Annotated in this window: 15 protein-coding genes and 1 pseudogene; 11 read left to right on the top strand and 5 right to left on the bottom strand. The window is 72.7% G+C overall.

Annotation, left to right across the window (positions count from 1 at the left end):
• Both ABZ719_RS35410 and ABZ719_RS35405 read left to right on the top strand, forming a co-directional pair.
• A pseudogene (locus ABZ719_RS35410) lies at window positions 1-282 on the top strand (IS5/IS1182 family transposase); the annotation flags it as partial.
• A 103-nt stretch (window positions 283-385) separates the two neighbouring features.
• The gene (locus ABZ719_RS35405; protein ID WP_366729276.1) at window positions 386-1,099 is read left to right on the top strand and encodes an IS481 family transposase; all 714 of its coding nucleotides are present in this window, start codon (window positions 386-388) and stop codon (window positions 1,097-1,099) included.
• A 136-nt stretch (window positions 1,100-1,235) separates the two neighbouring features.
• Here the strand turns inward: ABZ719_RS35405 and ABZ719_RS35400 are convergent, their stop codons facing one another.
• From ABZ719_RS35400 to ABZ719_RS35390, 3 genes are read right to left on the bottom strand one after another with little or no spacing between them, the layout of a single operon-like run.
• Window positions 1,236-2,813: an NAD(P)/FAD-dependent oxidoreductase gene (locus ABZ719_RS35400; RefSeq protein ID WP_366729275.1), complete on the bottom strand. Its 1,578-nt coding sequence runs from the start codon at window positions 2,811-2,813 to the stop codon at window positions 1,236-1,238.
• Entirely contained in the window at window positions 2,810-3,538 is a 729-nt protein-coding gene (locus ABZ719_RS35395) for a class I SAM-dependent methyltransferase (RefSeq protein ID WP_366729274.1), read from the bottom strand. The genes ABZ719_RS35400 and ABZ719_RS35395 overlap by 4 nt, the downstream gene beginning before the upstream one ends.
• Window positions 3,535-4,854, bottom strand: coding sequence for a lycopene cyclase family protein (locus ABZ719_RS35390; RefSeq protein WP_366729273.1), 1,320 nt, complete (start codon window positions 4,852-4,854; stop codon window positions 3,535-3,537). Before ABZ719_RS35390 ends, ABZ719_RS35395 begins: the two co-directional genes overlap by 4 nt.
• 340 nt (window positions 4,855-5,194) lie before the next feature.
• Here ABZ719_RS35390 and ABZ719_RS35385 point away from each other — a divergent pair, with 340 nt between their 5' ends.
• The 4 genes from ABZ719_RS35385 to ABZ719_RS35370 are packed head-to-tail and all read left to right on the top strand — an operon-like array spanning window position 5,195 to window position 10,400.
• On the top strand, window positions 5,195-6,682 hold the full coding sequence (locus ABZ719_RS35385) for a polyprenyl synthetase family protein (RefSeq protein ID WP_366729272.1): 1,488 nt from the start codon (window positions 5,195-5,197) through the stop codon (window positions 6,680-6,682).
• Window positions 6,679-8,316, top strand: coding sequence for a phytoene desaturase family protein (gene crtI / locus ABZ719_RS35380; RefSeq protein ID WP_366729271.1), 1,638 nt, complete (start codon window positions 6,679-6,681; stop codon window positions 8,314-8,316). The genes ABZ719_RS35385 and crtI overlap by 4 nt, the downstream gene beginning before the upstream one ends.
• Before the next feature lie 45 nt (window positions 8,317-8,361).
• A complete protein-coding gene (locus ABZ719_RS35375) occupies window positions 8,362-9,396 on the top strand; it encodes a phytoene/squalene synthase family protein (protein WP_366729270.1) in 1,035 nt (344 codons plus the stop codon).
• Window positions 9,393-10,400 (top strand): DUF5914 domain-containing protein, encoded by a 1,008-nt coding sequence (locus ABZ719_RS35370; RefSeq protein WP_366729269.1) that lies wholly within the window; start codon window positions 9,393-9,395, stop codon window positions 10,398-10,400. Before ABZ719_RS35375 ends, ABZ719_RS35370 begins: the two co-directional genes overlap by 4 nt.
• A 9-nt stretch (window positions 10,401-10,409) precedes the next feature.
• Here ABZ719_RS35370 and ABZ719_RS35365 read toward each other — a convergent pair whose 3' ends face one another.
• Both ABZ719_RS35365 and ABZ719_RS35360 read right to left on the bottom strand, forming a co-directional pair.
• Window positions 10,410-11,123, bottom strand: a complete 714-nt coding sequence (locus ABZ719_RS35365; RefSeq protein ID WP_366729268.1) for an IS5 family transposase — start codon at window positions 11,121-11,123, stop codon at window positions 10,410-10,412.
• A 398-nt stretch (window positions 11,124-11,521) separates the two neighbouring features.
• The gene (locus tag ABZ719_RS35360; protein WP_366729267.1) at window positions 11,522-11,647 is read right to left on the bottom strand and encodes a hypothetical protein; all 126 of its coding nucleotides are present in this window, start codon (window positions 11,645-11,647) and stop codon (window positions 11,522-11,524) included.
• A gap of 364 nt (window positions 11,648-12,011) precedes the next feature.
• Here ABZ719_RS35360 and ABZ719_RS35355 point away from each other — a divergent pair, with 364 nt between their 5' ends.
• The 5 genes from ABZ719_RS35355 (at window position 12,012) to ABZ719_RS35335 (ending at window position 17,220) form a co-directional block, all read left to right on the top strand.
• Complete coding sequence (locus ABZ719_RS35355; protein ID WP_366729266.1) at window positions 12,012-13,634, top strand: trypsin-like serine protease; 1,623 nt, start codon at window positions 12,012-12,014, stop codon at window positions 13,632-13,634.
• Between the two features lie 118 nt (window positions 13,635-13,752).
• On the top strand, window positions 13,753-14,532 hold the full coding sequence (gene cseB / locus ABZ719_RS35350; protein WP_366729265.1) for a two-component system response regulator CseB: 780 nt from the start codon (window positions 13,753-13,755) through the stop codon (window positions 14,530-14,532).
• A gap of 1 nt (window position 14,533) precedes the next feature.
• Window positions 14,534-15,787, top strand: a complete 1,254-nt coding sequence (locus tag ABZ719_RS35345) for a HAMP domain-containing sensor histidine kinase (RefSeq protein ID WP_366729264.1) — start codon at window positions 14,534-14,536, stop codon at window positions 15,785-15,787.
• Between the two features lie 744 nt (window positions 15,788-16,531).
• Window positions 16,532-16,834, top strand: a complete 303-nt coding sequence (locus ABZ719_RS35340; RefSeq protein WP_366729263.1) for a DUF1778 domain-containing protein — start codon at window positions 16,532-16,534, stop codon at window positions 16,832-16,834.
• Window positions 16,831-17,220 carry a fic family toxin-antitoxin system, toxin component gene (locus ABZ719_RS35335; protein ID WP_366729262.1) on the top strand — a complete coding sequence of 130 codons (390 nt, stop codon included), beginning with the start codon at window positions 16,831-16,833 and terminating at the stop codon, window positions 17,218-17,220. The genes ABZ719_RS35340 and ABZ719_RS35335 overlap by 4 nt, the downstream gene beginning before the upstream one ends.
• Window positions 17,221-17,647: the final 427 nt, after the last annotated feature.

The raw sequence follows: 17,647 nt of genomic DNA, 5'->3' as shown, positions 1-17,647 counted from the left end.
AACCGCGCGTACCTGCGTAAACGCAACATCAAGGCGGTCATCCCGGAGAAGAAGGACCAGGCCGCCAACCGGAAGAACAGGGGCTCCAGAGGCGGCCGGCCCCTCAGCCACGATGTCGGTCTCTACAAGGAGCGGAACACCGTCGAACGGCTGAACAACAAGCTGAAGGCCTGGCGAGGAATCGCCACCCGCTACGACAAGTCACCCGAAAGCTATCTCGCCGGCCTCCACCTCCGCGCCGCAATGATCTGGATCGACGACCTCCTCAAAACCACCGAATGATCACAACAACCCACAGGCCCTAGGTGTATTGATCACGAGCGTTGTTGACGCCTGTCGGACTTGATCATGGCGAAGACCTCCGGTGTGGTGGAGCTGTCTAGGGCTGCACCGCACGGAGGTCTTCGTGTCCCACCGTCCGATCCTGGGCCTGCCCGCCTCGACCGTCCACCGGGTCCTGTCCCCGCACGGCCCGAGCCGCCTGGCCTTCCTCGACCGGCCCACCGGCCAGGTCATCCGCCGCTACGAACGCGACCGGCCGGGCGAGCTGGTCCACGTGGACGTCAAGAAACTCGGCCGCATCCCCGACGGCGGAGGCTGGCGCGTCCACGGCCGTGCCGCCTGCCCCGACCGCCGCCGCACCACCGGCTTCGACTACATCCATTCCGCAGTCGACGACCACAGTCGCCTGGCCTACAGCGAGGTCCACCCGGACGAGAAGGCCACCACCTGCGCGGCCTTCCTGGCCCGGGCCGCAGCCTTCTTCGCCACCTGCGGCATCCTCCGCATCGAGCGCGTCCTGACGGACAATGCGTGGCCCTACCGCAAGAGCTTCGCCTGGCGGCAGGCGCTCGCCGACCTCGGCGCGGCCGGCAAGCTCACCCGCATCTACCGGCCGCAGACCAACGGCAAGGTCGAACGCTTCAACCGCACCCTGCTCGACGAATGGGCCTACCGGCGGCCCTACACCGACAACGACGAACGCACCGCGGCCCTGGCAGACTTTCTGCACAACTACAACCACCACCGCTGCCACACCGCACTCGGCGGCCAGCCACCGATCAGCCGTGTCAACAACCCTGCAGGTCAATACACCTAGCGCCGTGCTCGCTCCTCGTTCGTGAGGCAACCCGTGCTGCGTGCCCTGCGGGAGAGGCGGCGGGGCCCGGGGTCCAGCCCGGGAACCGTCTCGGCCCCGGACTCGCCCCGGCCCGGGAGCCGCCGGTCCAGGACCGTCAACGGGGGCACCCCCGGACGGCGGGCCTCCGCTCTCGTGCGGCCAGGGCTCTCAGGAGGGTGCTCCGTCCGCGGTCGGGCACCGTCCACAGCGTCTGGCCCCGCACTCCCCACTGCTCGAGCAGGGCGTTGGCCGCGAGGAAGCCACTGGTCGCCGCCCGTTCCATGAGGGCCACGGGCAGGCCGGTGCGGACCATGTCACCGGCCACCGTCAGCCGGGGGTGGGGGGTGCGGACGGTGGGGCGGTCGGCGTAGCCGCCCGGTGGGAAGAGCGGGCAGTCCTCGTGCCACTCGTGGCGGGCGTCGACGATCGTGGCCGGGCCGGTCTCGGGGTAGACGCGGTGCAGTTGGCCCAGGAGGCGTTTCTCCTCGACGTCGCGGGCGGCCGCGGGGGGTACGGCGTAGGCGTGCAGTTCGACGACGGAGCCACCGGTGCGCGCGCTCCAGCGGGCTGCTTCGTTCTCGTAGCGTTCCAGCACGCTGACGTTGTCGAGGGACCCGAAGCCGCTGGTGCCGAGGAAGCCGGGCCGGTCGGCGGCGACCGGCCGGTCCAGCCACAGCCTGCTGACCAGGAAGGGCGGGGCGGTGCGCAGCCGTGCGATCCGCTCGCGCCAGGGCGCGTCACCCAACTGCGGGCACCGCGCGACCAGTGCGCGCAGCCCCGCGCTGTCCAGGGCCAGGACGACTCCGTCGTGGCGGCGCTCGTCACGGTCGGTGGCGACCACGAGGTGACCCTGCTCGGTGGGCGCGATGTACTCGACGGCCGTGCCGGTGCGCACCTCGGTGTGGTGACGGGCGAGGTAGCCGGCGAGCGGTTCCCACAGGGCGGCCGGGAAGGGGGCTCGGGGCACGTCGAACAGCAGCCCTTCGGCGGAGCCGAGGAAGTAGATGTGGAACATCAGTGCCATCTCGGCCGCCGACAGTTCCCGGGGGTCGGCGAAGAAGCTCCGTGAGAACACCTCGAAGGCCAGGTGGCGGGCCTTTTCGGGGAAGCACACGGCGTCGAGGAAGGCCTGGGCGCTGGTGCCGTCCAGGTCGTCGTAGATGTGGGGCACGCGCACGTCGAGCAGGGGCAGGGCCGCCGGCACGTTCATGGCGCGCAGGTCCTCGGGCCGGAAGGCGGGGCTGAGCGCCACGAAGGCGAGCGCACTGAGCGGCGGTGTGCGAGGCAGGTGACGGAAGCTGTCGTGCAGGCCGTCGGCGCTGAGCAGCGGGTAGTCCGGCAGGCCGGTGAGCCGTTCCAGGCCGGGGTCGGTCCGGCGCAGCAGCCCGCGCAGGTTGTAGTACTGGCGGAAGAAGGCGTGGAAGCCGCGGCTCATGGTCACCGTCGTGCCGTCGCGCAGTCGGGCCGGCCATCCGCCGGCCCGCCCTCCGAGGCAGGGCCGTTTCTCGTACACGGTGACGGCCACCCCGCGCTCGGCCAGTGCGGTGGCGGCGGCCAGGCCGGCGATGCCCGCTCCCACCACCGCCACCGACGGCGGGGGCCCCTCGATCCGGTCGGCACCGGGCCGGGCGGGGAGCACGCGGGCCCGCCGGTCGCGTCCCCGGCGTGCGGTGCCCTGGCGTGGGTTCCTCATGTGTCCAGCCCCTGTTCGTTCGCACGGCGGGCGACGAAGGTGTGGGTGACGCCCGTCTGCCAGCCCGGCAGCGGCAGGACGCGGACCTGGTCGAACCCTGCCGCCCCGAGCCGCCGCGAGAAGCGCCCGGCGGTGTCGAAGTCCAGTACGCTGCGCCACAGGTGCCGGTACAGCCGCCCGTCTCCCAGCAGGGTCGCGACGGGCTGTACGAGCCCGCGGCACACCAGTGTCCACACCGCACGGTCGGCGCGCCGGCCGCGGAGCGTGTACTCGTGGACGCCGAGCCGGCCGCCCGGCCGCAGCAGGGCCCTGACGGTGGCGAGGACGGCGTCGGGGTCGGTGACGTTGCGGAAGAGGTAGGCCGCGAACACCGCGTCGAAGGGGCCGCACACCCCGGCCTCGCGCAACCCCTCGGCGCGAGCGTGCACGAAGGTCACCCCGTCCGCCCACGGTTTGGCCGCCGCCCGCCGGAGCATGCCGGCGGAGGCGTCCACCGCCGTGATGCCGGCGGCGGGCAGGACGGACCGCAGCGCGGCGGTGGAGGCGCCGGTGCCGCAGCCGAGGTCGAGCAGGCGCAGTCCCCGTCCCGGTCCGGGCAGGCGGAGCCGGCGCACCGAGCGGCGCAGGTGGGCGTGGTAGCCGGGATTGGCGGCCACGAGCGTGTCGTAGCTGCGTGAGGCGTGGTCGAAGGCGGCGGCGAGATGTTCGTCGCGCAGCAGTGTCACGCGGTCTCCGTCGGGGGCAGCGGGGCGGACGGGTCCAGGGCGGGAAGCGGCGGGTCGGCGGGCGGCATCGGCGGACGCGGTGAGGCGGGCGGCGGATGCGGCTCGGTGCAGGAAGGCGCCGGCGTGGGCGGGCCGAAGGGGCGGCGGGGCAGGCGCGGCAGTTCCAGGGCGGAGCGCAGCATCGGGCCGACGGGGGCGTGCAGGCCGACGGACAGGTCCTCGTGCAGGCGGGTGTCTCCGTCGAGGAAGCGCAACAGCCGTGTCATGGGCACGCGGGTGAACAGGCGGGCGAACAGCTCCGGGCCGTCGGCCCGGCCGCTGTCCAGGGCCCGCAGCAGGACGGCGTCCATCGCCCTGGAGCGCCGCGTGTGGGCGGCCGGCGGTACCGGACGGCACCCGCGGCGCAGGGCGTCGGCGACGGCGCGGGTCTGGCGTTGCAGCCCGGCGAAGGTGTAGCCGGTGGCGGGGCGGGTCGCTCCGCCTGCGGCCCCGATGCGGAACACCGAGGCTCCGGTCTGCCGGGGAATCGGTGCGTCGGTCATCGGGATGACGCCGGTCTCGGTGGCCAGGACCTGCCGTTCACCGAGTCGCAGGACCTCGTCGGCGTAGTGCCGTACGGCGGCCTCGTAGCACTGCGGGGTCAGGACGTGGCGGGAGAACTCGGTGTACTCCACGAGGGCCTCGCACGGTCCGGTGGGCAGGACGTAGCCGAAGGACAGGCCGTGGCCGGGCTGCGGGGTGCGGAAGTCCATCAGCTCCACGGTGGCCGGGTCGAAGGCGGGCTGGGCGGTGCGCACGAACCAGCCGTGGAAGTGCTGGAGCAGGGTGGTGCGGGCGGCCGGCAGACTGCCCGGGGGACGGGAGTCGAACACCCAGCGGGCGCTGAGCACCCGTGCCCTGCCGTCGGTGTCCCTCAGATGGACGTGCGCGCCGCCGGACACGTCCTCCACCGCCTCGACGGTCGCTTCCAGACGCCGGACGTTGGTGCTGCGGGCCAGGTCCCGGGAGACGAGGCGCTCGAAGTCGTCGGAGCGGATCATGCGGTACCGCAGCGGCGCGATGTCCGCCTCTGCCGGGGAAACGGTGGGCGGGCGCACCCTCAGCCGCTGCCACTGGGCCCGCACCGCGGCGTCGAACCGTCCGGGTCCTTCCGCCCAGTAGCACCAGGTCCGGGGTGGCGGCCGCAGCGGGCCGGGCGGCGCGTCTACCAGCACCACGGAGGGTGTCCGCAGGCCTGGCACGCTCCCGGCGAGCCGGTGGGCCAGCGACAGCCCGGCGGCGCCCGCCCCCACGACGGCCACGTCCGTCTCGGGCACGGTCTCTCCCTTCCTCGGTGTTGTCCTCGGTGTTGCGATCCGGTCTGAGTGCGGCTCGCGGCGGCGGGCCGCACTGCGGTGCTGGGCTGCGGACAGGCGGTCAGGGGATCACGGCGTCCGCTTGTGGATGCCCCGGCCTGCTCTTCCGGATTGTGTACCCCGGTGGATGCAGGCATCTTCCTGACGGCGAGCGGCCGGACGCCGGAGACGGCACCGTGGAGGGGGCGGAATGGGTGGCCGCCGCGATCGTGTGGCACGTGCGCGCATCCGTCCGCGCTGCCCGCGCGGAAGCAGACGGGTGACGGGAACGACGGACACGAACACGACGGAGGGAACCGGGATGCGTTCCACGCACGCGAAGGACCACTCTGCGCGCGCACCGCGGCGACCGGTCGCGGCGGCGCCCGGGGCGTCACTTCCGCGCAGGCCGGTGGCCGGCGCCGGGGAAGGGCCCGGCAGGACCGGGGCGTGCCCGGTGGCGAGCGGACCGCTTCCCGCCGGGTCCGCCGGGGTGCGCGAGGCCGACGCCGACGTGCCCGGCGCTGTCGCCAGGATGCTCGACCATGTGCTGACGGAGCGCCTGCGCCGTGCCCGGCTGGCGGATCCCCTGTTCGCCGAAGAACTGGCCGAACGGGTGACGCGCTTCACTCTGCAGGGTGGCAAGCGCACTCGGGCGCAACTGGTGTGGTGGGCCTCGCGGGCCTGCGCCGGCCGGGACGCGGCGGCCGCTGTGGCGGCTCTGCACATCGCGGCCGCCCTGGAACTGCTCCAGACGTGCGCGCTCGTCCACGACGACGTGATGGACCGGGCCTCGCTGCGGCGTGGCCGGCCCGCGCTGCACACGGACCTGACGGACGGGTACGCCGGCCTGGTGGGCCCCGAGCGGGCCGAGCGGTTCGGGCAGTCGGCGGCGGTCCTCGCGGGGGACCTGGCGTTGGCCTGGGCCGACGACCTGGTGGGGCAGACGCCGCTGGCGCCCTGGACCGGGGTGGCGGTGCGGCGGCTGTGGAGCGACATGCGCACCGAGATGGTGGCGGGCCAGTACCTGGACGCACTGGGCCAGGTCACCGCGGCGCGGTCCTTGTCCCGCGCGCTGCGCGCCGCCTGTCTGAAGAGTGCCCTGTACTCGGTGGAGCGGCCCCTCGCCCTGGGGGCCACCGCGGCAGGCGCGGACGATCTGACGCTACGTCGGCTGGGCGGCGCAGGACGCTGCGTCGGCATGGCGTTCCAGCTGCGCGACGACTTGGACGACGTCTTCGGCGACCCCCTGGAGACCGGCAAGGCGTGCGGCGGCGACATCCGGGAGGGCAAACCCACCTATCTGGTCGCGGTCGCCCGCGCGCGGGCCGAGGCGGCCGGCGACGATGCCGCACTGGGCGTCCTGGACCGGTGGCTCGGTGACGTGTCCCTCACCGGGCGCGGTCTGGACGAGGTACGGGACGTGCTGGACGCCACAGGGGCGCGCGCCACCGTGGAGAGCAAGATCGACCGGCTCACCGCGCAGGGGCTGCGGCACTTCGACGGCGCCCTGCTCGACCCGGAAGGCGCCGAGCCGCTGCGTCGTCTGCTCATCGCGGCGAGCGGAACCGGGCCGGGCGGGGCGCCACCGGGCGGAACCGGGCCGACTCCAACCGAGCCGGGCGGGACGCCGCCGGGCGGAACCGGGCCGACTCCAACCGAGCCGGGCGGGACGCCGCCGGGCGGAACCGGGCCGACTCCAACCGAGCCGGGCGGGAAGCCGCCGGGCGGGGATGCGGTCGTAGGGCTGCGGACCGCGCGCGGTCCGTACGCGTGCGGTGCCCCTGGCAGCGCGGGGACCGGCCGGTGACCCGCACCGTGCCCGGGCCCACCGACCACGTGGTGGTCGTGGGCGCCGGACTGGCGGGGCTGTCCGCGACGCTGCACCTGCTGGGCGCGGGACGCCGCGTCACCGTGGTCGAACGCGAGGACCGGCCCGGCGGCCGGGCCGGACGCCTCGACCTGGCCGGCTACCGGATCGACACCGGACCCACGGTGCTGACCATGCCGGAACTGGCCGACGAGGCGTTCGCCGCCGTCGGTGACAGCCTGTACGAGCGGGTGGAACTGGTCCCCCTGCATCCGGCCTACCGCGCCTGCTTCGCGGACGGCACCAGCCTCGACGTGCACACCGGCGCGCAGGAGATGGCCGCGGAGGTGGAGCGGTTCGCGGGAGCGGCCGAGGCCGGCGGCTACCTGCGGCTGCGCGAGTGGCTCCAGCGGTTGTACCGGGTTCAGATGCGCCGGTTCATCGACGCCAACTTCGACTCGCCGCTCGGTCTGCTCAACGCCGACCTCGCGCGGCTGGCCGCCCTCGGCGGCTTCGGCCGCCTCGACGCCCGGATCGCCGGTCACCTGAGCGACGAGCGGCTGCGCCGGGTGTTCTCCTTCCAGGCCCTGTACGCGGGCGTGCCCCCGGCGCGGGCACTGGCCGCCTACGCCGTCATCGCCTACATGGACACCGTCGCCGGCGTGTACTTCCCGCGGGGCGGCATGCACTCCCTGCCGCGGGCCATGGCACAGGCGGCCGCCGAGGCGGGCGCGGAGCTGCGGTTCGGCCGGCGGGTGACCCGTCTGGAACGGTCGGGCGAGCGCATCACCGCCGTGGTCACCGACACCGAACGCATCCCGTGCGACGCGGTCGTCCTCACCCCGGACCTGCCCGTCGCCTACCGCCTGCTCGGCCGCCGGCCACGCAGACCGCTCGGGCTGCGCCACTCCCCCTCCGCGGTCGTCCTGCACGCCGGCACCGACCGCACCTGGCCGCAACTCGCCCACCACACACTCTCCTTCGGCGCGGCATGGCGCACCACCTTCGAGGAACTCACCCGCACCGGAGAGCTGATGAGCGACCCGTCACTGCTCGTCACCCGTCCCACCGCCACCGATCCCGGACTCGCGCCGCCGGGGCGTCACCTCCACTACGTCCTGGCCCCCTGCCCCAACACCCAGACCGGCCCGGCCGCGACCGCCTGGTCCGACCTCGGCCCGCGCTACCGGGACACGCTGCTGCGGGAGCTGGAGCGGCGCGGTCTGGACGGTTTCGAAGCCGCCATCGAGGAGGAGTGCCTGATCACCCCCGCCGACTGGCACGCCCAGGGCCACGCCGCCGGCACCCCCTTCTCCGCCGCCCACACCTTCGCGCAGACCGGCCCCTTCCGGCCGCGCAACCTGGTGCGCGGAACGCAGAACGCCGTGCTGGCCGGCTGCGGCACCACCCCCGGTGTCGGTGTGCCGACCGTGCTGCTGTCAGGGAAACTGGCCGCGGCCCGCGTCACAGGCCCGCCCGGGCACGGGGCCGGCCGCTCACGCGTCCTGGCGTGCCCCGGCCGTCCGGGCCCGGCCGGGACAGAGGGCACCCCGCGACCGCGCCGCCGCCGTGCCGCGGTCCCCGGCCTCCCCGCCGGACCGTCGCGCCGCCGCGCGGCGGCCCCGAGCGACTGAAGGATCCCCCGGTCCCACGGCCCCCACGAGCGAAGGCAGGACAGGATGACCGATCGAGAGCTGGACGCGGCCGGAATCACCGACCCGGCACTGCGCACGGCCTACCGCCGCTGCCGCGCCCTCAACGCCCGGCACGGCAGGACGTACTTCCTCGCCACCCGGCTGCTGCCCGCCGAGCGCCGGCCCGCCGTGCACGCCCTGTACGGTTTCGCCCGCTGGGCCGACGACATCGTCGACCGCCTCGACCCCGGCGCCGGACCCGACCTGCGGGTACGGGCACTGAACCGGCTCCAGGAAGAGCTGGAGGACGGTCTGCGGCGGGGCGTCAGCCGCGAGCCCGTGGTACGCGCGCTCGCCGACACCGCCCGCCGCTACGGCATCGACCACACCCACTTCCGGGACTTCCTGTCCGCGATGCGCTCCGACCTGGTCGTGACTTCCTACCCCAGCTACGCGGACCTGCGCGTGTACATGCACGGCTCGGCCGCCGTGATCGGGCTGCAGATGCTGCCGGTGCTGGGCACGGCGGTGCCCCCGCAGGAGGCCGCACCGTACGCCGCAGCGCTGGGCGTCGCCTTCCAGCTGAGCAACTTCCTGCGGGACGTCGGCGAGGACCTGGACCGCGGGCGGGTCTACCTGCCCGCCGACCTGCTCGACGGACACGGCGTGCACAGGCACCTGCTGCTGCACAGCCGCACCACCGGCCGGCCGGACCGCCGCATCACCGCCGCGCTCAGGGAGTTCGAGGCGCTGACCCGCCACGTGTACCGGGCGGCCATGCCCGGCATCGAACTGCTCGACCCGGTGGCACGGCCCTGCATCCGCACCGCGGCCGTCCTGTACGGCGGCATCCTGGACGCCGTCGCCCGCGACGGCTACACCGTGCTGCACCGGCGGTCGGTGGTACGGCGACGGCACCGGGCGGTGCTCGCCGCCGACGGGCTCGCCCGCATCGCGGCGGCCCGGCTGCGCTCTCGCAGCGGACGGCAACACCGGCCACCGGTTCGTGCCCTTCCCCTGCCCGGCACCGCAATCCTCACGCCGCCCGCCGCCGTGCGCCCGGCCGAGGAGGCCGTGTGAACCGCCGACGCCTGCCGCTGTCCCTGCGCCGCTCCGCCGTGCCCTGGGAGCGTCAACGGCCCACCTGGAGGGACGCGCGGCCCGCAGTCATCGCAGGCGCGCTGAAGCGGACACAGGCCCTCCCGTCCGGCAACTGGTACGTCCTGGGCGCCTCCCGCGCCCTGCAAGGGGACGGCAAGCTGGCGCGGACCGTGGCCGGACAGGAGGTCGTGGTGTGGCGCGGCCCCGGTGGGCGCCTCGTCGGCGGACCGGGCATCTGCCCGCACCTGGGGGCACCGCTGCGCGACAGTCCCGTACGCTGCGGCACGCTGGTGTGCCACTGGCACGGCCTGGCCCTGGACGGCCGCCCGTACGCGGGCTGGTCGCCGCTGCCGGTCCACGACGACGGGGTGCTGGTGTGGGCACGCCTGGACGCGGTGGGCGGCGAGGAACCGACACACGAACCGGTCGTCCCCCAGCGGCCCGACCCCGCACGCGCCCTGACCGCCGTCCACACGGCCGTGGGTGTATGCGAGCCCGAGGACATCGTGGCCAACCGGCTCGATCCCTGGCACGGGGCGTGGTTCCACCCCTACTCGTTCGTCGACCTGACGATGGTGGACCCAGCCGGCGGCCCGGCCGACGCGGCGGACAACAGCCCTGGTTCCCTGACCGTCGACGTGTCCTTCAAGGTGGCGGGCCGGCTGGTGGTGCCCGTCCGGGCCGTCTTCACCGCGCCCGAGCCCCGCACGGTCGTCATGCGTATCACCGAGGGCGAGGGCACGGGCTCCGTCGTGGAGACCCATGCCACACCACTGGGCACCGACGCGGCCAGCCGGCCGCGCACCGCCGTCACCGAAGCAGTACTCGCCGTGTCCCCCCGCCCCGGCTTCACCACCGTCCGCCGGACCGCACCCCTACTACGACCCCTGCTCCGCGCCGCGGCCGCAAGACTATGGCGCGACGACCTGGCCTACGCCGAACGCCGCCGACACCTTCGCTCCACACACCAATACCCTGGGTAACTGATCGTTTCAGAATGAGGTCCGTAGGCGGCGGAGGCATATGAGGCTGCAGGCCAGCTCGAGCAGGCCCTGGTGGAGATCGGCGCGTCGCTCGTAGCGGATGCGGAGCCGTTGGAACTGGTGCAGCCAGGCGAAGGCGCGCTCGACCACCCAGCGCACCTTGCGCAGCCGTGAGCCGTGGGCGACGCCGCGTCGGGCGATCACCGGCTTGATGCCCCGTTTCCACAGCAGGCGGCGGTACTTGTCGAAGTCGTAGCCCCGGTCGGCGTACAGACGCCGGGGGTTGCGGCGGGGACGTCCTCGCAGGCCCCGGACCGGTGGGGCCGCGTCCAGCAGAGGCAGGAGCTGGGTGACGTCGTGCCGGTTGCCGCCGGTGAGCGTGACGGCGAGCGGGATCCGTGCCGGTCGACGATCAGGTGGTACTTGGAGCCGGAAGGGGCGCGGACTACGGGCGAGTGACCGACGTCGTCCCCCCTTGAGGGCCCGGACGTGCGACCCGTCCACGGCGCAGTCGTCCAGGTCCAGCAGGCCGGCACGGCGCAGTTCGGTCAGCAGGGCGGCGTGCAGGCGTGGCCAGACACCGGCCTCGGTCCGGTCCCGCAGCCGGCGCCAGGCCGTCACCCCGGAGCAGCCCACGGTCTCCGCCGGGACGCCACGCCAGGCCACACCGGTCCGCAGCACATACATCACCCCGGCGAGCGCCACACGGTCCGGAACACGCAACCGCCCCGGATGACGATGACCGTTCAGGAGCAGGCGGCAGCAGCAGACCAACCCGCTCCCACAGGTCGTCAGGAACAAGATCAGCACGCACGCCTGACACCCTGCCGACCAAGATCGTCGAGCACAACACCCACAGCGCAACTCACTTTGAAACGATCAGTAAGAACTCCCGGAAGCGTGACGCTTGCGCGAACGCTTCCCCGGGACCGGCATCAGGCGGCAGACTCCCTTCACGGCCTTCGTCTTGATCGGTGCACCTTGGTCGGAGCACATGATCGGAGTGGCGGCCCGGCTGGGTGCTGCTGCACACGAGCAAGACCATCGACCGGCCCGCCCAGCGCCTCCCGGTCACATGATCGGCAGGGGTGGAACCCGGGTCGGCGGGGGGCTGACCACAGTCACCGGCTGGTGTAGCGGGCGGTGTTGTCCAGGCGGGTGGTGCAGCCGCCCGCGGTGTCGCGGGTGAGCAGGAGCAGCGGTTCGACGGCGGTCAGGTCGGGGTGTCGGCAGGTCTTCGACGGCAAGGACCCGACCGCTATTGGTGCCGATCAGGGCCCGCCGCCACCTGCTCACCGGGACGGGATTCCGGGCAAGGGCAGGGACGGCGGGCCGCCTTGGCACGGATGCCGTCCCGGGCCTGCGTATCCACCATCGCGCACCGACGGATACGCGGCAGCGGGCCGCTTCCCATGTGTGTCCACGGAGTCGTCTGGCCTGTTCGGCCACGCTGATACACAACTGAGCGGCTGCGACGCCGCGCCTGATACGTGGAAGAAACCCGTCGGCGGATCGCTGGGTCCAGGCTCGGGGCCCGGCGGGACGGCTGCTGCCGTTGCGCGCACCAGCCCGCCGGAGAACGGCCGGCGGCAGACGAAAGGGGAGCCACTCATGCACATGTCGACAGGCCGGAGGGCGGCCGCTGCCCTGACGACGGGGATCGCGCTGACCGCGGCCCTTACGGCATCTCCGCCGGCGCAGGCCATCGTGGGCGGCACCGAGTCCACCCGGGCCTACTCGTTCATGGGCTCGTTCCAGCTGTCCTACCCCGCCCCGCCGCGCCCGGACAGGCACGGCTGCGGGGTGGAGGTCCTCGCGCCGCAATGGGTCCTGACCGCCAGCCACTGCGCCGGCAGGAACCCGACCAATGCGAAGGCGGGTGTCCCGCGTGGCTGGAAGGTCCGGGTCGGGTCACTGGACACCACCTCCGGTGGCGAGGTCGCCGAGGTCGACCACTACTACCGGCTGGCGACCAACCGCGATGAGGGAGGGTTCTGGGGCCGCGACCTCGCGTTGATGCACCTGCGGACCCCGGTCCGGGCCAAGCCTGTGCGGATCGCCTCGACCACGCCCCCGGACAACACGCCCGTCCGTATCATGGGCTGGGGCATGACCTGCGACGACAGCACCAATCCGGCGTGTTTCCCCACGCGGCTGCGGGAGGCCGACACCGTGGTGCAGCCGATCTCGACGTGTCCGTCGGCCGAGCCCAGCGGAGAGTTGTGCATCGGTAGCCGCGACGGCAGCGTCGCTGCGTCGAACATGGACTCCGGCGGTCCTGCGCTGGTCCGCGAGGGCGGTCGCTGGGCCGTGGCCGGTGTGGTCAGTGGCCCCGACGAAAGCGGCAAGACGCTGTACTCCGATGTCACCGGGCACGCCGACTGGATCAACGGCATCATCACGGGCACCGACGTGCCCCCGGATGATCCGATCCCGGACATGGAAGGCACGGTGGACCTGAGCAGTTGTGCGGGCTCGGTGGTCCGTGTCCCCGCCTCCCGTCCGCAGGACCCGGCGCTGTTGCTGACCAACGGTCACTGCGTGCAGGGACAGTGGCCCGCGCCCGGAGCCGCGCTGGTGGACCAGCCGGCCGACCGCGAGGCGCCCATCGTCGACCGTCAGGGCTATCCGCAGACCTCCGCCCGTGCGAAACGGCTGGTGTACGCGACGATGACCGGCACCGACATCGCGCTCTACCGCCTGGACAAGACCTACGCGCAGTTGAAGGCCGAAGGCGCGAAAGTCTTCCAGCTCGCGTCCTCCCCCGTGCGCGCGGGCGACCCACTGACCGTGGCCGCCCTCAGCGCCCGCTTCCACTGCACCGCCGAGGCCGTGGTCCCGCACCTGCGGGAAGGTGGCTACCAGCTGAACAACTCCATCCGCTACACCACCGGCGACGACTGCAACCCTTGGCACGGCGACTCCGGTTCGGCGCTGCTGGCCCCCGACGGCACCACGGTGGTGGGAATCCACAACACCCACAACGACGACGGCGAGCAATGCACCGACAACAACCCCTGTGAAGTGGACCCGAACGGGGAAGTGACCTCCACGAAGGGTCGTAGCTACGGCCAGCAGGTTTACATGATCACCGGCTGCCTGGCCAAGGGATCGAAACTGGACCTGTCCCGTCAGGGCTGCACCCTCACCGGTGCCCCGCCCCGTCCCGACCACCGCGACAGCACCCCCGGTGGCCCTGACCGGCACAGCAGCCCCCAGACCCGCGAACCCTGACCTCCTCAGCATCACCGGCGAACCCGGCCCCGGCGTAGGCGCGGTGGAGGCAGAATTCGGCAGGGCGGGATGCCCTGTCGCATGATGGACCTCCAGCACCTGCGTCCGATGGGGAGAGATGTCGGTTCCAGTGGCCAGGGGAAACACCCTGGCGCCCGTGTCGATCCTGCTCGTGGAGGACGACGAAGTGATCCGTAGATCTGTCACCTTGGCACTGGAGCGCTACGGCTACCGTGTCACCTCCGCCGGTGACGGCCTGACCGGACTCGACCTGTTCCGGGAAGGCCTCCACGACCTGCTGCTGCTGGACGTGATGCTGCCAGCCCTCGACGGCATCGGGCTGTGCCGCCGAGTCAGGGAGACCAGCATGGACCCGATCCTGATGATGTCCGCCCGCGGCGACGCCCTGGACGTGGTCTCCGGCCTGGAGGCGGGCGCCGACGACTACGTCGTCAAACCCGTCGACACCGCGGTGCTGGTGGCCCGGATCCGCTCGCTGTTGCGGCGTGCGACCTTCACCCCCGCCACCGTCCCGGCCGCGCCGCACCACCCCCCGACCGAACCAGTGGGCGGTGCGGCGCGGCCGGAGGTTCCCGGTCGCCCGGGCGAGCGCGCCCCGCTGGTTTTCGGTGACCTGACCATCGACACCGCCGGCCTCGACGTGTTCCGGGCGGGCGAACCGGTTGCGCTGTCCCCCACCGAGCTGCGGCTCCTGCTGGAGTTCGCCGCCAACCCCGGCATCGTTCTGGACCGGCACATGCTGCTGCGCAACGTGTGGAACTACGGCTGGGACGGCGACAGCCGCGTGGTCGACCTGTGCGTCCAGCGGCTGCGGAGGAAGATCGGAGCCGAGCGGATCCAGACCGTCCGCGGCTTCGGCTACAAGTTGCGGCGCTGACGTGGGCATCCTGCGTGACCTGCTGACCTGGCGTTCACTGCGCTGGAAGATCGCTGTGCTCGTCGCCGTGGCCTGCTGCGCCATCGCGCTGACCGTCGGGGTGCTGGTCCACCGCAGCACCCTGGCCCGGTCCCTGAACGACGGCAGGGCCAAGGCCGTGACGCAGCTGTCCCGAGACCTGCAGGACCACGAACGGGAGGTCACCCCGCCCGACTCGCTTCAGATGGCGCCCGGGGCCATGCCCGTCGAACTGTTGCGCCGACTCCGCGGCCCGCAGGGGCTGAGGGACGGGTATGCCACCTGGTACGACGGTGACGACCCCGGGGACCACCCCTCGATGTGGGCGGCACAGACGTACCGAGGCAGCCCCGTGGCGGTGGAGGTCGACATGACGCCCGACCTGCTCACCCGGCGGGCCCTGGACCGGCACATGTGGAAGTACTCCCTGGTCGCGCTGGCCGTCGTCGTACCGCTGTCGGTGCTCGCCGCGGAACTGCCCAACCGCAGGCTGCGGCGGGTGGCGCGGACCGCACGCCGGATCACGGCCGGTGACCTGGCCGCCAGGACTGGGGCCGGCCGCGGCAGCGACGAGATCGCCGAGATCTCCGCCACCGTCGATTCGATGGCTGACAGCCTGCTCGGGCGGCTCCTGGCCGAGCAGCACTTCACCGCCGACGTCGCCCACGAACTGCGCACCCCGCTGATGGGTCTGGTCACCGCGAGCGGGCTGCTCCCTGAGGGGGAGGCCACGGATCTGGTCAGGGACCGGGTGGAGGTGCTGCGGACCCTGGTGGAGAACCTGCTGGAGATCTCCCGGCTCGACGCGGGCGCCGAACAGGCCGACAACCAGCCCGTACCGCTCGGCGAGCTGGTGACGGAATCCGTACGGCGCACCGGGCTGCAGACACAGCTCACCACGGCCGGCACCCTGACCGCCCAGACCGACCCGCGTCGGCTCGACAGGATCGTCACCAACCTGGTCGTCAACGCCCACCGGCACGGTCGCGCACCCGTCGAGGTCGACGTGGCGGGGACCTGCGTGTCCGTACGGGACCACGGCCCGGGCTTTCCCCGCCAGTTGCTCGCCGACGGACCCCAACGGTTCCGCACCGGCGTGTCCGAACGCGGACGCGGCCACGGCCTCGGGCTGACCATCGCGCTCGGCCAGGCCCAGGTCATCGGGGCGTCGCTGTCCTTCGCCAACGCGCCCGACGGCGGGGCCGTCGCCACGCTCCGCCTCCCGCCTGCCGACTGACACGTCCTACGGCGGCCCGACTCAGTGGCCGTTGACACACGTCACGGAACGCCGCACGGCACGGCGGGCCACGGTGCCACGCGTCGACGCGCCGACGGCTTTGGACAGACGTCCTCTGGCACTGCGACTGCCGAACCTCATCCGCCCTGGCGAGAGGAGGCCCGGCTGGCACTGTCAGGTTCGCTGCGAGGGCCTCGGCGAATGTGTCGATGGCGTAGGCGGTGTCCTCGACCGCCCCGTGTTCCAGGTCCCCGGCGTCACTATGTCGGCCAGCTCGCACGCTGCATCGGCCACTGCCCCGCCGTTCGCCCGACCCCAGGCCCGGCCTCTCCCAGCTCCCTGCTTGTGAGACAAGCGAACGGAGTGCGCTGCGGCCCGAGTCCTGGTCTCGGCCTCGAATAGGTGTCAACTCATGTGATACCTAACGAGGTTGAACTCGTGGTGTCGTAGGGGCTGACGGGCGGCAGTCCTCTGCGGTATCACCGGCGAGGGGGCATGCGGTATCCACAAGGGGGCGGGTCGACCGCCGAGGTGGAAACGCTCGTCAGACACGCTCCCAGGATGACAGACCGGCTCCATGCTGCGCGCTCCCCGCGTCCCCACCACCCAGCGGGATCCTCTCCACCAGCTCCCAGGTGATCCCCAGGGCTGGCCAGCGGATGCGCCCTCGCCGTCGGCGCACGGAGCGGCGTGGTTCACGTCGCTGCCGAGACGCACGCTGGTACCACTGGTACCATGGATGCCATGTCCGAAGCCAAAACAGCAATGAACCTGCGCTTCCCCGACCCTGCGCAGCGGGCCGCTATCGCGGCAGCGGCCAGGCAGGCGGGGGTCAGCATGCAGGAGTACATCCTCTCCGCCGCATACGAGCGTGCGACCGCCGTGGAGCGGCAGTTCCTGGACGGTTTCCAGGCGTCCATGGCCCGCAGCGGCGCGGCTTTCGCAGCCGAGCCGAGCAGTCTGGACCCCAGTGCCGAGCAGCGGGCGGCCGAGCAGGAAGCGCAGCGGGAACTCGGGCAGCACCAGGAACGAGGCCACGCCGCGTGACCCAGCCGGAATGGCCGCTCCACCCGCTCGACGTCACGTTCCTGCTGCACGCCGCCGAGCTGCTCGACGGTGACCCGCAGGTCGACGACCTCGGACCGCTCTACGCCGCCGTCGCCCGGGTCAATGCCCGGGCGCTGGAACGCGACATCTACGGCTCTCTGTATCTCAAGGCCGGCGCGCTGCTGCAGACCCTGGCGAAACTGCCGTGCCTGGAGCACTCCAACGAGGCCTTCGCCTGGCATGCGACCGAGGCCTACATGATCCTCAACGCACGCCGACTCGACTACCCGCCCAAGGCGGCCGTCGCGCTCGTACGGGACGCCGCCTCCGGAGCCCTCGGCGTCGCCCGGATCGCCCGCCAGCTACGCGACTGGACCCTTACCTGATCCCACGGTCGTCTCGGGACCCACGAGCGGGACTGGTCCACGGTGACGGTCCACGCGCCGCCCCGACATCCTCCTGCCCCTGACCGCAATTCCGGCTGGCGGCAAGGAGCCACACCTGGGCACCAGTACTGCCTTCCTCAGCCCGCCGGTCCCGGGTCTCTCGGCTGACTGTCGACGCCGACCGGGGCGATGTCCCTCTCGAGCACGGAAGGACAGTGGTCGTCGCATCCGTGGCTGTCAGCCCACCTGACCTCTGCGAACAGTCTGAAGGACGGAATCCTGGGCGGCCCCCGCCCCAGGGCGCAGCGGAGTGCGGGGCCGCCGAGGTGCCTTACTGATCTTTTCGTAAGTTCGGTGGGTGTGGTGGGCGGATGGTCAGGCCGGTATGGGCGAGGAATGACCATGGCAGTCGGGGGTTGGCGTTGAT

Source organism: Streptomyces sp. NPDC006743 (assembly GCF_040703815.1).
GTDB lineage: Bacteria > Actinomycetota > Actinomycetes > Streptomycetales > Streptomycetaceae > Streptomyces.
Note: the sequence above shows the minus strand (reverse complement) of the source record. Positions and strands in the feature narration are given on the sequence as shown.

What these genes read in the sequence shown, in the direction of transcription:
- ABZ719_RS35400 (WP_366729275.1), bottom strand. Translation starts at nt 2,813, where the DNA reads ATGAGGAACCCACGCCAGGGCACCGCACGCCGGGGACGCGACCGGCGG.
- ABZ719_RS35385 (WP_366729272.1), top strand. Translation starts at nt 5,195, where the DNA reads ATGCGTTCCACGCACGCGAAGGACCACTCTGCGCGCGCACCGCGGCGA.
- ABZ719_RS35375 (WP_366729270.1), top strand. Translation starts at nt 8,362, where the DNA reads ATGACCGATCGAGAGCTGGACGCGGCCGGAATCACCGACCCGGCACTG.
- ABZ719_RS35355 (WP_366729266.1), top strand. Translation starts at nt 12,012, where the DNA reads ATGCACATGTCGACAGGCCGGAGGGCGGCCGCTGCCCTGACGACGGGG.
- cseB (WP_366729265.1), top strand. Translation starts at nt 13,753, where the DNA reads ATGTCGGTTCCAGTGGCCAGGGGAAACACCCTGGCGCCCGTGTCGATC.
- ABZ719_RS35340 (WP_366729263.1), top strand. Translation starts at nt 16,532, where the DNA reads ATGTCCGAAGCCAAAACAGCAATGAACCTGCGCTTCCCCGACCCTGCG.